This is a genomic window from Acinetobacter sp. 226 (assembly GCF_048147925.1).
Lineage (GTDB): Bacteria > Pseudomonadota > Gammaproteobacteria > Pseudomonadales > Moraxellaceae > Acinetobacter > Acinetobacter pecorum.
In genome coordinates this window covers 23,350-36,434 of sequence record NZ_JAYWYX010000021.1, presented here as the reverse complement: position 1 = coordinate 36,434, position 13,085 = coordinate 23,350, and the positions used below count along the sequence as shown (strand labels likewise).

At 42.4% G+C, this 13,085-nt stretch carries 9 protein-coding genes; 7 read left to right on the top strand and 2 right to left on the bottom strand.

Annotated features, from left to right (window positions below; translation table 11 throughout):
• Positions 1 to 279: 279 nt before the first annotated feature.
• Positions 280 to 774: a hypothetical protein gene (locus VXP95_RS11010; RefSeq protein ID WP_416712039.1), complete on the bottom strand. Its 495-nt coding sequence runs from the start codon at positions 772 to 774 to the stop codon at positions 280 to 282.
• Between the two features lie 149 nt (positions 775 to 923).
• Positions 924 to 2,198, bottom strand: coding sequence for a citrate synthase (gene gltA, locus VXP95_RS11005; RefSeq protein ID WP_064095640.1), 1,275 nt, complete (start codon positions 2,196 to 2,198; stop codon positions 924 to 926).
• A gap of 1,006 nt (positions 2,199 to 3,204) precedes the next feature.
• Between gltA and sdhC the strand changes: the two genes are divergently transcribed.
• The 7 genes from sdhC to lpdA all read left to right on the top strand — a co-directional run bounded on the left by sdhC (position 3,205) and on the right by lpdA (position 13,000).
• Positions 3,205 to 3,603: a succinate dehydrogenase, cytochrome b556 subunit gene (sdhC, locus tag VXP95_RS11000; protein WP_081406340.1), complete on the top strand. Its 399-nt coding sequence runs from the start codon at positions 3,205 to 3,207 to the stop codon at positions 3,601 to 3,603.
• A complete protein-coding gene (sdhD, locus tag VXP95_RS10995; RefSeq protein WP_416712030.1) occupies positions 3,603 to 3,965 on the top strand; it encodes a succinate dehydrogenase, hydrophobic membrane anchor protein in 363 nt (120 codons plus the stop codon). Before sdhC ends, sdhD begins: the two co-directional genes overlap by 1 nt.
• Positions 3,966 to 3,977: 12 nt before the next feature.
• Positions 3,978 to 5,876 carry an FAD-binding protein gene (locus VXP95_RS10990; protein ID WP_416712029.1) on the top strand — a complete coding sequence of 633 codons (1,899 nt, stop codon included), beginning with the start codon at positions 3,978 to 3,980 and terminating at the stop codon, positions 5,874 to 5,876.
• 14 nt (positions 5,877 to 5,890) lie between these two features.
• A complete protein-coding gene (locus VXP95_RS10985) occupies positions 5,891 to 6,601 on the top strand; it encodes a succinate dehydrogenase iron-sulfur subunit (RefSeq protein WP_064095636.1) in 711 nt (236 codons plus the stop codon).
• An 852-nt stretch (positions 6,602 to 7,453) separates the two neighbouring features.
• Positions 7,454 to 10,276, top strand: coding sequence for a 2-oxoglutarate dehydrogenase E1 component (locus VXP95_RS10980; protein WP_064095809.1), 2,823 nt, complete (start codon positions 7,454 to 7,456; stop codon positions 10,274 to 10,276).
• Between the two features lie 18 nt (positions 10,277 to 10,294).
• Positions 10,295 to 11,509, top strand: a complete 1,215-nt coding sequence (odhB, locus tag VXP95_RS10975) for a 2-oxoglutarate dehydrogenase complex dihydrolipoyllysine-residue succinyltransferase (protein ID WP_064095634.1) — start codon at positions 10,295 to 10,297, stop codon at positions 11,507 to 11,509.
• 60 nt (positions 11,510 to 11,569) lie between these two features.
• Positions 11,570 to 13,000, top strand: a complete 1,431-nt coding sequence (gene lpdA / locus VXP95_RS10970) for a dihydrolipoyl dehydrogenase (protein WP_064095633.1) — start codon at positions 11,570 to 11,572, stop codon at positions 12,998 to 13,000.
• The last annotated feature ends 85 nt before the right edge of the window (positions 13,001 to 13,085 follow it).

Here is a 13,085-nt window from a genome sequence, read left to right as displayed (position 1 = left end):
CTAAACTAAAAACTTTTTATCGCATGATTACTGAATCTTAATGTGCGAAGTAAAATAATCATACTGGCTTATTTTATCGAAATTTTATCGATAAGCTAGACTTGACTTAGCAAGAAGAGACATCGAATGGGAAAGTAATGATATAAAATTACAAAATATGCTGATGTTTTATACATGTATACATATGCAGAAGTAAAGACTTAAGCGGGAATAAGGGATTTTAAAATATGTGCTTTTGATTTTTCTTAAAATTAAAGTAATTAAATATCATCTGCTTATTCAGGGATTCAAAATTATATTCGGGATTCTTTTTAAGAAAATATCTCGTGCAATATCACCTTGTTGTTCAATATTGTAGTGTGAAAATGATTTGTTGGGATTAAATTGATATTTGTAAGGATTATATTTTCTCAAGCTTAAAAAATAAGCACTTTGCAGGAGTGCGCCTTTTAAAACCACATTAATCTTCTGTTGGTATTGATAAATATGCGTCATCTCATGAATGAATAGTGCCTGATATGCCAAGCTTTCCTGTGAATAGTCTTCTCGATAATTTAAATTGCGTGCATGAATATAGCCGCTGGGTGCCATAATGACATGTCTGGATTGCCAGGGAAGGTAGGGGTGGTTCATGACTTTGACTGTTGAATAGTCAATCAGGTTGCCAAATACCTGCTGGCAGATGCTGATTTCACCAGGGGTTAGGCTGCGACATTTGAACTGTTCAAAACGGACAAGTTTCAGAATGAAAGGCAGAGCAGCATAAAACAACATCAAGTACAAATCCTGTTCGAATTTTAATCTATGAATTTGGTTTAGATTTATTCATTTTAAAAGATATTAAATAACCTAAGTGTAGGATTTTGTCAGTAATAAAAAACCACCCTAAAGGGTGGTTTTTCTGTCTTTCAACGTCGTTCGAATTAACGAGCGATATCGCGTTGAACTTCGCCAGTATAAAGCTGACGAGGACGACCGATCTTGTAAGGACCGCTGTGCATTTCTAGCCAGTGGCTGATCCAGCCAACAGTACGTGCAAGCGCAAAGATCACAGTAAACATTTCTGTCGGGATACCAATCGCTTTAAGAATGATACCTGAGTAGAAGTCTACGTTCGGGTAAAGGTTACGTTTGATGAAGTATTCGTCAGAAAGTGCGATACGTTCAAGTTCCATAGCCAAGGCAAGCTGTGGATCATTGATGCCAAGTGCACCAAGAACTTCGTCACAAGTTTCTTTCATTACTTTCGCACGTGGATCGAAGTTTTTGTAAACACGGTGACCGAAGCCCATCAGTTTAACTTCTTTGGTCTTCACTTTTTCCATGAAGCCAGCAACGTTTTCTACAGTGCCGATTTCGTCCAGCATCTTAAGAACAGCTTCGTTCGCACCGCCGTGAGCAGGGCCCCAAAGTGCAGAGATACCAGCAGCGATACATGCATACGGGTTCGCACCGGTAGAACCAGCTAAACGTACTGTAGATGTAGACGCATTTTGTTCATGGTCAGCATGCAGTGTGAAGATACGGTCCATTGCTTTTGCAAGAATTGGATCAACTTTGTAATCACGGTCTGCAGGAGTTGCGAACATCATGTGAAGGAAGTTTTCAGCATAGTTCAAGTCGTTACGTGGGTAAACGAAAGGTTGACCGATCGTGTACTTGTAGCTCCAAGCCGCCAGTGTTGGAATCTTCGCGATTAAACGAATCGCGGTGATTTCACGGTGGTTTACATCTTCAATGTCAAGGTTGTTGTGATAGAACGCAGATAACGCACCAACCACACCCACCATGATCGCCATAGGATGCGCATCACGACGGAAACCATTGTAGAAACGGCTAACTTGATCGTGAACCATCGTGTGGTTACGTACTTTAGCGTCAAATTCTTCTTTTTGTTCAGCAGTTGGAAGTTCACCATTTAACAGTAAATAGCAAGTTTCCAGGTAATCTGCTTTAGTCGCTAACTGGTCGATTGGGTAGCCACGGTGTAAAAGTACACCTTTGTTACCGTCGATGAACGTGATTTTAGATTCGCACGCCGCTGTCGCCATAAAACCAGGATCAAAAGTAAAGTGACCTGCAGCCAACACATCTTTAACGTCGATTACATCTGGGCCCAATGTGCCGCTGTAAATTGGTAGTTCAATTTCTTTGCCATCAAGCTGTAAAACGGCTTTCTTGCCAGTTGCTTCAGACATTCAATAGATCTCCTGTCCTGGTGAATGTATATCCGGTTTGCCTATCAATTTTTTAATGCACAAAACGGACGGATCAAAAATTTGCTATAAGATTAGTGAGTACTGAAATTTTGTCAATTATACTTATGGATGAAAAATGACAGTCGCACAGCAATTTAGTCAGATCTGTTCAGTATAAAAAGTTCAGTAAAATCACAGCATCAAACCTCTATAATAAGTCAAATTAATGCCTAGGTGCAGAAAAAAATAGATTGTCTGGGGTATTTGTAAGCGTTTTTTTCTTATAAGAAATCGAGATAAAAGCTGTCAGAAGTTAAAGCCAATATGCTTAAAACTATATAAATCTCATAACTTACATGGTTTTTGTCATCCAAAACGTCACATTCGGAATTATAAATAAAAGCAATTAATTGGATTTTTAGTTCTGTTTAATTGATTAAAAAATAGCTTAATAAATGGCCAGTTTTATAGCAGAAGGGCGTGGTATAAAAATAAATAAATGATTTTTTGAATCCAAATAGCCTAAATCGATTGAAAAAACCATCGTAATGAATATTAAGTGGCTATTTAACAACGAGATATCTTCATGATTGATCTGCTTTTTATGGAGGGCAATTGGTCTGTAGAATATAGGCAATTGATTTTAATCTGATTTAAAAAGAGATTTAAATAATATTTGTGTTTGAACTGTGCGTCTTTAGTCTAAAACGAGCACATGAGTCTTTAGGTTGAAAGTAGATTAAATTAATCAAATTAATTTTTTAAAAACAACCATATAGATAAGATTAAGGAGGACTGGGAGGGTAGAGAGATTTAAATTGTTGATGTTAATGATTCTTATTTAATGGCTTTTTCTCCAAAAAGCCAAATTCCGCCGTTTGTATTTTGATAGTTGACGTTTTATAATTCAGTGTCGTTTTGATTTTAGGTAATGAATTTGCCTAAAAATGCCAGCTTTCCTTCGAATTAATTCCAACAAACTCCGGATGGAGTTTTTACTTACAGGATGCCCGCTGTGAAAAGCAACAGACCTGTCAATTTGTCCATGGGTCAAGTTTTAGAAGTAAACTTAAAATCACCCGTGGCTATTGCATCAATTCTACACCGTCTTTCAGGTGTTATCGTATTTTTACTCGTACCGGTCCTTCTATGGCTCTTAGACAAGTCATTGTCTTCGCCTGAAGGTTTTGCGCAAGTTCAAGAAATCATGAGTGGTTTCATTGTTCGTTTCATTGTATGGGTATTTGTCGCCGGCTTGATTTTTCACTTCATCGCTGGTGTTAAGCATTTACTTGCTGACATGGGTGTTGCTGAAGAACTAGAAAGTGGCCGTGTTGCATCTACTATCGCATTAATCTTGTCTGCAATTGGTATTGTTGCAGCATTTGTATGGATCGTACTCTAATGAAAAGCGCTACTGGTTTAACAGGTTCAGGTTCTCGCGATTGGTTTCTCCAACGTATCAGTGCTGTAGTTCTAGCTGTTTATACTATTGTTGTATTGGGCTGGATCCTTTGCAATAGCGGATTCACTTTTGAGCAATGGTATGGCTTTATGATGACAACACCAATGAAGATTATGTCTTTATTGGCAGTGTTTTCGTTAGTTGTGCATGCGTGGATTGGTATGTGGCAAGTATTCACTGACTATGTGACAACTCGTCAAAACATCCCGGGTGCAGCAGGTTTACGCCTTGTACTGACTTCAGCAGTGATTATCGCTGTATTGGCATATGCGATCTGGGCGATCCAGATTTTCTGGGCTTGATAGGAAGAGATCATGGGCGCTATAACCCCTAAAGAAGATTACACAAATATTCCACACCAAACTTTCGATGCTGTCATCGTTGGTGGTGGTGGTTCAGGTATGCGTGCGTCTTACCAACTTGCTCAAGCTGGTTTGAAAGTTGCCGTTCTGACTAAAGTATTTCCAACCCGTTCACACACTGTTGCTGCGCAGGGTGGTATCGGTGCATCTCTTGGTAATATGCAAGAAGATAACTGGCACTACCACTTCTATGACACAGTTAAAGGTTCGGACTGGTTAGGTGACCAAGACGCGATCGAGTTCATGACTCGCGAAGCGCCACAAGTTGTATATGAACTTGAACACCTGGGTATGCCATTCGACCGTAATGCTGATGGCACAATTTACCAACGTCCGTTTGGTGGTCACTCAGCAAACTACGGTGAAAAAGCGGTTCCGCGTGCATGTGCTGCTGCCGACCGTACAGGTCACGCACTTCTTCACACGCTTTATCAAAGCAACGTGAAAATGGGTACTCAATTCTTCGTAGAATGGATCGCGCTTGATTTGATCCGTAATGAAGAAGGCGACGTACTTGGTGTGACTGCAATTGACCAGGAAACAGGTAAAATTGCAGTATTCCAGGCGAAAGCAACATTATTCGCTACAGGTGGTGCGGGTCGTGTGTACCGTGCTTCCACAAACGCTTATATCAACACTGGTGACGGTCTTGGTATGGCAGCTCGTGCAGGTATTCCATTACAAGATATGGAATTCTGGCAGTTCCACCCAACGGGTGTTGCGGGCGCAGGCGTATTGTTAACTGAAGGTTGTCGTGGTGAAGGTGCAATCCTTCGTAACAAAGACGGCGAACCGTTCATGGAACGTTATGCGCCTACTTTGAAAGATTTGGCACCGCGTGACTTCGTATCACGTTCTATGGACCAGGAAATCAAAGAAGGTCGTGGTTGTGGTCCTAAAGGCGATTACATCCTGCTTGATATGACGCATCTGGGTGCGGATACGATCATGAAACGTCTTCCATCTGTATTCGAGATTGGCAAGAAATTCGCGAACGTTGATATCACCAAAGAGCCAATTCCGGTAGTACCAACAATCCATTACCAAATGGGTGGTATTCCGACGAATATTCATGGCCAGGTTGTTGTTCCTGAAACTCGCGAAACTGAAGCGCTTGTTACTCATTACGACAAAGAAAATGACGTTTATTCAACCAATCAAGAAGGCCGTGACTTCACTAAACCAGTGAAAGGTTTTTATGCAATCGGTGAATGTTCATGTGTATCTGTACACGGTGCAAACCGTCTAGGTACAAACTCATTACTTGACCTGGTTGTATTTGGCAAGGCTGCTGGCCAGCACATCATTGATTACGTGACTAAACATCACGGTGATGAATACGAACCACTGCCTACCACTGTACTTCAACAAACTGTTGAGCGCGTTCGTAAACTTGACGAATCGACCTCAGGTGAGAATGCACAAGAAGTTGCTGATGCAATTCGTGACATCGTTCAAGATCACGCTGGTGTATTCCGTACATCTGCACTGCTTGAAGAAGGTGTAAAACAGATTCTTGCAATTGAACCGCGTGTACGCAACATTCACTTGAAAGACAAATCTAAAGTATTCAATACAGCACGTATTGAAGCACTTGAAGTTGAAAACCTGTATGAAGTTGCTAAAGCAACGCTTATTTCAGCTGCAGCGCGTAAAGAATGCCGTGGTGCGCATACGGTGGTAGACTTTGAAGAGTCTCCAGACCATCCTGCTTACCCATACGGTCGTCGTGATGATGAGTGGATGAAACATACTCTTTGGTTCTCTGCTGACAACCGTCTAGAGTACAAGCCAGTTCGTTACCGTCCATTGTCGGTTGATGCGATTCCACCTAAACCACGTACATTCTAATCAGGAGAATTCAGATGAGTAGAGGTACTCGTACATTTCATATCTACCGCTATGATCCTGATAAGGATAAAGCACCGTACATGCAAACTTTTAAGCTGGAACTGACTGATAAGCACCGTATGTTGCTTGATGCGCTTCTTGCATTGAAAGTACAGGACGAAACTTTAACGTTCCGTCGTTCATGTCGTGAAGGGATCTGTGGTTCTGATGGTGTGAACATCAATGGTAAAAACGGTTTGGCGTGTCTTTGGAACCTGAACGATTTACCAAATGAAATTACTGTTCGTCCATTGCCTGGTCTTCCTGTGATTAAAGATCTGGTAGTTGACATGAACCAGTTCTACGATCAGTACAACAAGATCCATCCGTTCTTGATCAACAATCAGCCTGCACCTCCTAAAGAGCGTTTACAGTCTCCGGAAGAGCGTGAGCATCTTGATGGTCTTTACGAATGTATTCTATGTGCATGCTGTTCAACTTCATGCCCATCATTCTGGTGGAACCCGGACAAGTTCTTGGGTCCTTCAGCATTGTTGAATGCTTACCGCTTCATCATTGACTCGCGTGATACTGGAACACAAGAGCGTTTGGCTCGTCTTGACGACCCGTTCTCATTGTTCCGTTGTAAAGGCATCATGAACTGTGTATCTGTATGTCCGAAAGGTTTGAACCCTACTAAAGCAATCGGTCACATCCGTAATATGCTTTTAGATATGGCTGGCTAATAGGCTGTTCCTCTAGTTTGAAAAAGGCACACCTCAGGGTGTGCTTTTTTATGCAAATTATTCAAGAAAAAATAATCAATCATAAGATAAAAATAAGAAGACCATACTTAATATGTATAGAGTTGATTCAGGCAATTCGGGAATAAGGAAGATGTTGAACATCATTAACGGCGGACACTGGATTATTTGGGGGTATTTATGACTTTTAGAGCTAAAAATGAGCTGAAAAATAACAAGATCGGTGTAAAACTGACCTGAAAAATAACAAGAACGATGTTATTATATAACGGAAATTTGAAAAGGGAGTGGATTGAGAAGTTTGCTCTCTTTTTATTTATCGGAAATGCTTAGAACTTAAGTCTACATTGAATCTATTTTTAGGATAAAGCACCATATATTAGAGTAAAATATCTGAACTGTATTTAGCCAATTTATAGAAGGTATGTGTCAAAAAAATCAATTGAAAAGTGGAGAACATGGTAGCATTCAGCCCATGTATATCTTTAAAAAAAGCACTTTTAGGTACATTTTTTAAACACTGTAGAATCTGGGACTGGTATATAAAGATAGAACTGAGTCGCTTTAGAAAAAACTTTTGTTCATGCTTATTTTTTTCTAAGTCGATTTGCAAAAAATTGCCCGGTTTCGATCGGGTATTCGATGAGTGATGATACCGCTGAGGGGTGTTATTGTTCATTATACATATCAAGATTTTCTTGGTGTGGTGATAACGCCTCATGGCTTATGCCTTATGGGGGACTAGTATCATATTACCAATTTGATGCTAATAATCCTGGGTTTTGCTTAAAAAGCATCCTGAAAATGTTTTTGCAATAGGAAATGGGTCCACAAATGCAAGAAGTTGCTGACGCTCTGCGTCTTGACACTGAACTTTCCGCTGATAGTGCAGCGTACATTGAAGAACTTTATGAGCAGTATCTGACTGCTCCAGATTCAGTGGGTGCTGACTGGAGAGCGTACTTCGATAAATTCCCAAAAGGTGATCAACCACACAGTAATGTACGTGAGCAATTCCTGCTGCTAGGTCGCAATTCAAGCCGGATTCAGCCTGTTGTTCAGTCAACAGTCAGCTCAGAACATGAACGTCGTCAAATTGGCGTGTTACAGTTGATTGCTGCGTACCGTAATCGTGGCCACCAGAAGGCAAAACTGGATCCATTAGGTTTGGCAAAGCGTGAAGTTGTACCTGACCTTGATCTGGCTGCGCACGGTTTGACTCAGTCTGACCTAGATACTGTATTCAATACTGGCAATCTGGCGATTGGTAAAGAAGAAGCGACCCTGGCAGAAATTGTCGAAGCATTAGAATCTACCTACTGTAATACAGTAGGTTCTGAATACATGCACATCGTAGACACTAAAGAGAAACGTTGGATTCAACAACGTCTTGAAGGTGCGCGTGGTAAATTTAACTTCTCTGCAGATCAAAAGAAACATATCCTTGAGCGTTTGACTGCAGCCGAAGGTCTGGAAAAATATCTTGGTAATAAATTCGTTGGTGCTAAACGTTTCGGCGTTGAAGGCGGTGAAGCATTCATCCCGATGGTCAACGAAATCATTCAGCGTGCAGGTTCTGTAAGTTGTAAAGAAGTTGTGATCGGTATGCCTCACCGCGGCCGTTTAAACCTTCTTGTTAACATCATGGGTAAAAACCCGGCTGACCTGTTTGGTGAGTTCGAAGGTAAGTCTATTCACAAGAAAGGTTCTGGTGACGTTAAGTATCACCAAGGCTTCTCTTCAAACGTCATGACTCCGGGTGGCGAAGTTCACCTGGCATTGGCGTTTAACCCTTCACATCTGGAAATCGTTGGACCTGTAGTTGAAGGTTCAGTACGTGCACGTCAAGTACGTCGTAAAGACATTGGTGGCGATGATGTATTGCCATTAATCGTACACGGTGATGCTGCATTTGCCGGTCAGGGCGTCAACCAGGAAACTTTCCAGATGTCACAAACTCGCGGTTATACCGTGGGTGGTACGGTTCATATCGTGATCAATAACCAGGTGGGTTTCACCACTTCTGATCCACGTGATGCGCGTTCTACAGAATACTGTACTGACATCGCAAAAATGATTCAGGCACCAATCTTCCATGTTAATGGTGATGATCCTGAAGCGGTGGTGTTCATTTCACAACTGGCACATGACTTCCGTCATACGTTCCGTAAAGATGTTGTGATTGACATGTTCTGCTACCGTCGCCGCGGTCATAACGAAGCAGATGAACCAGCTGCAACTCAGCCAATGATGTATCAGGTGATTAACAAGAAAGCGACTACACGTACGCTTTATGCGGATCAATTGGTACAGCAGGGTATTCTTGATCGTGCAAGCGCAGATCAGATGGTAGAAAACTACCGTTCAGATCTTGAAGCGGGTAATCACGTTGCCAATGCACTGGTCCTTGAGCCGAACAAAAAAATGTTTGTGGACTGGACGCCTTATCTGGGTCATGAATATACTGACGAATGGGATACAACTTTCCCAATTGAACGTCTGAAAGAGCTGGGCGTAAAAATGCGTGAGCTTCCTGAAGGCTTCGTGATGCAGCGTCAAGTTGCAAAAGTAATTGATGACCGTCTGAAAATGCAAACAGGCGAAATGCCACTGAACTGGGGTGCTGCTGAAACTCTGGCGTATGCATCTGTACTAGATGAAGGTTACTTGCTTCGTTTAACAGGTGAAGATGTAGGCCGTGGTACCTTCTCGCATCGTCATGCGAAACTGCATAATCAGGTAGATGGTTCAACTTATATTCCACTTTGTCACATCAAAGAAAACCAGCCGCGTACTGCAATCTATGATTCTTTATTGTCAGAAATGGCGGTATTGGCATTTGAATATGGCTATGCGACCACTCTTCCAAAGAGCTTGATCATCTGGGAAGCACAATTTGGTGACTTTGCAAACTGTGCACAGGTTGTAATCGATCAGTTCATCTCATCTGGTGAAACCAAATGGGAACGTGTGTGTGGTCTGACCATGCTTCTTCCGCATGGTTTCGAAGGTCAGGGTCCAGAGCATTCATCTGCACGTTTGGAACGTTTCTTGCAGTTATGTGCTGAAGACAACATGCAAGTGATCACACCGACTACACCTGCACAGATTTTCCATGCATTACGTCGTCAAGCGATTCGTCCAATTCGTAAGCCGCTGATCGTTACTTCGCCGAAATCTTTACTTCGTCACAAGCTGGCTGTATCGAGCCTGGAAGAGCTGGCAAACGGCACATTCCAAACTGTGATCGATGAAGTAGATAACATCAACAAGTCAGAGGTAAACCGTCTGATTCTGTGTGGGGGTAAGGTGTATTACGATCTGATTGAAAAACGTCGTGAAAAAGAATTGAACAATACTGCTATTGTACGTATTGAACAATTATATCCATACCCAGAAAAACGCCTGGCAGAAGTTCTGGCTCAGTATCCAAACGTGAAAGATCTTGTTTGGGCACAAGAAGAACCGAAAAACCAAGGTGCTTGGTTGTTCATTGCACCGCGTCTTTATGATGATGTGATGAAAGCGGGTAAACAAGTACGTATTAGCTATGCCGGCCGTGAAGCTTCTGCTGCACCGGCATGTGGTTCACCATATTTGCATGCAAAACAACAAGCTCAGCTCATCAACGACGCGCTTGCGATCGATGCTGAATAATCCAGGAGATTCTAAGTAATGGCAACCGAAATTAAAGCACCGGTATTTCCAGAGTCAGTTGCGGACGGTACGATCGCAACTTGGCACAAACAACCAGGTGAAGCAGTTTCACGTGATGAAGTGATCTGCGATATTGAGACTGATAAAGTTGTTTTAGAAGTTGTCGCTCCTGCAGACGGTACACTTGCATCTATTATTAAAGGTGAAGGCGATACTGTTCTTTCAGCTGAAGTAATTGCACAGTTTGAAGAAGGTGCTGTTTCTGGCGCTACGCAAACTCAAGCAGTTCAGTCTGAAGAGAAAGTTGAACAAGCTGCTGCGCAAACTGAAGCGGGTAATGCACCGATCGTTGAACGTCAACAGGTACAGGATCAGGCTCCAGCCGTGCGTAAAGCATTGACTGAATCTGGTGTGGCTGCTGCTGATGTCGAAGGTACGGGCCGTGGTGGTCGCATCACTAAAGAAGATGTGGCAAATCATCAGGCGAAGCCGGCAGCACCTGCAGCGCAGCCATTAAGCGTTGCGGTGGGTGAGCGTATTGAGAAACGTGTGCCGATGACACGTCTTCGTAAGCGTGTAGCTGAACGTTTACTTGCAGCAACTCAAGAAACTGCAATGTTGACCACGTTCAACGAAGTGAACATGAAACCAATCATGGAAATGCGTGCTCAATACAAAGATGCATTCGAGAAGCGTCATGGTGCGCGTCTTGGCTTTATGTCATTCTTCGTTAAAGCAGCAACTGAAGCCCTAAAACGCTATCCAGCGGTAAATGCTTCAATTGATGGCGATGATATTGTTTATCATGGTTACTATGACATCGGTGTTGCAGTTTCATCTGAACGTGGTCTTGTGGTTCCTGTACTTCGTGATACAGACCGCATGAACTATGCTGAAGTTGAAAACGGCATCCGTGCATATGCTGCGAAGGCACGTGACGGTAAGCTGGGCATCGAAGACATGACTGGTGGTACATTCACGATCACCAATGGTGGTACTTTTGGCTCATTGCTTTCTACACCAATTCTAAATACGCCACAAACTGCGATTCTGGGTATGCATAAAATCCAGGAACGTCCGATGGCTGTAAATGGTCAAGTAGAAATCTTGCCGATGATGTATCTTGCATTGTCTTATGACCACCGTTTAATCGATGGTAAAGAAGCAGTTGGTTTCCTTGTAACAATCAAAGAATTGTTAGAAGAGCCAGCACGTCTTATCCTTGATCTTTAATTTTTAAGAATATATTTATGGGCTTAGGGCAAAACTCTAGGCCCATTTTTGGAGATGAACATGTCTCAATTCGATTTAGTCGTAATTGGTGGTGGCCCGGGCGGCTACGAAGCAGCAATTCGTGCAGCTCAACTTGGTTACAAAGTTGCGTGTATCGAAAAACGTATTCATAAAGGCAAGCCAGCTTTGGGTGGTACTTGCTTAAACGTGGGTTGTATCCCGTCTAAAGCATTGCTTGATTCTTCACATCGTTATGAAGATACCGTTCAGCATTTAGATGACCATGGTATTACGACCGGTGAAGTTAAATTTGATCTTTCTAAAATGATGAGTCGTAAAGACAAAGTTGTAGATCAGTTGACTGGCGGTGTTGCCCAGTTGCTTAAAGGCAACGGGATTGAATGGTTGCAAGGTACAGGTAAATTGCTTGCGGGCAAAAAAGTTGAATTCACACCATTTGAAGGTGAAGTTCAAGTTTTAGAGCCTAAATACGTGATTCTTGCGACAGGTTCTGTACCAATTAACATTCCTTCAGCTCCTGTAGATCAAGACTTAATCGTTGATTCTACTGGCGCACTTGAATTCACTGAAGTGCCTAAGCGTTTAGGTGTGATTGGTGCGGGTGTAATCGGTCTTGAGCTAGGTTCAGTATGGCGTCGTCTTGGTGCAGAAGTTGTTGTATTTGAAGCAATGGACGCATTCTTGCCAATGGCTGATAAAGCATTGTCTAAAGAATACCAAAAAATCCTGACTAAACAGGGTATGGATATCCGTATCGGTGCGAAAGTTTCTGGCACTGAAATTAACGGTCGTGAAGTGACAGTTAAATATACCCAAGCTGGTGAAGATAAAACTGAAACTTTCGATAAATTGATCGTTTGTGTAGGTCGTCGTGCCTATGCTGAAGGTCTACTGGCTGAAGATTCAGGTATCAAGCTGACTGAACGTGGTCTGGTTGAAGTAAATGACTGGTGTGCAACTTCAGTTGAAGGTGTATACGCAATTGGTGATTTGGTACGTGGTCCAATGCTTGCGCATAAAGCCATGGAAGAAGGTGTGATGGCTGTTGAGCGTATTCACGGACATGCTGCGCAAGTAAACTATGACACCATTATTTCTGTGATCTACACACACCCAGAAGCGGCGTGGGTTGGTTTAACAGAGCAGCAGGCTGTAGAAAAAGGTCACGAAGTAAAAACTGGCCAATTCGGTTTTGCTGTCAATGGTCGTGCTTTGGCTGCGGGTGAAGGTGCTGGTTTCGTGAAGTTTGTTGCTGACGCAAAAACGGATCGTCTATTGGGTATGCATGTGATTGGACCTGCTGCGTCTGATATCATCCACCAAGGCATGATCGCACTTGAGTTTGTATCGTCAGTTGAAGACCTGCAGTTAATGACATTTGCTCATCCAACCTTCTCTGAAGTGGTGCATGAAGCAGCTCTTGCTGTTGATGGCCGTGCAATTCACGCGATTCAGCGTAAACGTAAGTAATGCAAAAAAAGAGCGACTTAGGTCGCTCTTTTGTATTTCATGGTTGTTTTTATTGGAACAATCATCTAAAAATAAAGATAACGAT

Excerpts from the sequence above, each read along its gene's own strand:
- VXP95_RS11010 (WP_416712039.1), bottom strand. The coding sequence starts at position 774 with ATGTTGTTTTATGCTGCTCTGCCTTTCATTCTGAAACTTGTCCGTTTT.
- VXP95_RS10990 (WP_416712029.1), top strand. The coding sequence starts at position 3,978 with ATGGGCGCTATAACCCCTAAAGAAGATTACACAAATATTCCACACCAA.
- gltA (WP_064095640.1), bottom strand. The coding sequence starts at position 2,198 with ATGTCTGAAGCAACTGGCAAGAAAGCCGTTTTACAGCTTGATGGCAAA.
- lpdA (WP_064095633.1), top strand. The coding sequence starts at position 11,570 with ATGTCTCAATTCGATTTAGTCGTAATTGGTGGTGGCCCGGGCGGCTAC.
- sdhC (WP_081406340.1), top strand. The coding sequence starts at position 3,205 with ATGCCCGCTGTGAAAAGCAACAGACCTGTCAATTTGTCCATGGGTCAA.
- odhB (WP_064095634.1), top strand. The coding sequence starts at position 10,295 with ATGGCAACCGAAATTAAAGCACCGGTATTTCCAGAGTCAGTTGCGGAC.
- VXP95_RS10980 (WP_064095809.1), top strand. The coding sequence starts at position 7,454 with ATGCAAGAAGTTGCTGACGCTCTGCGTCTTGACACTGAACTTTCCGCT.
- VXP95_RS10985 (WP_064095636.1), top strand. The coding sequence starts at position 5,891 with ATGAGTAGAGGTACTCGTACATTTCATATCTACCGCTATGATCCTGAT.
- sdhD (WP_416712030.1), top strand. The coding sequence starts at position 3,603 with ATGAAAAGCGCTACTGGTTTAACAGGTTCAGGTTCTCGCGATTGGTTT.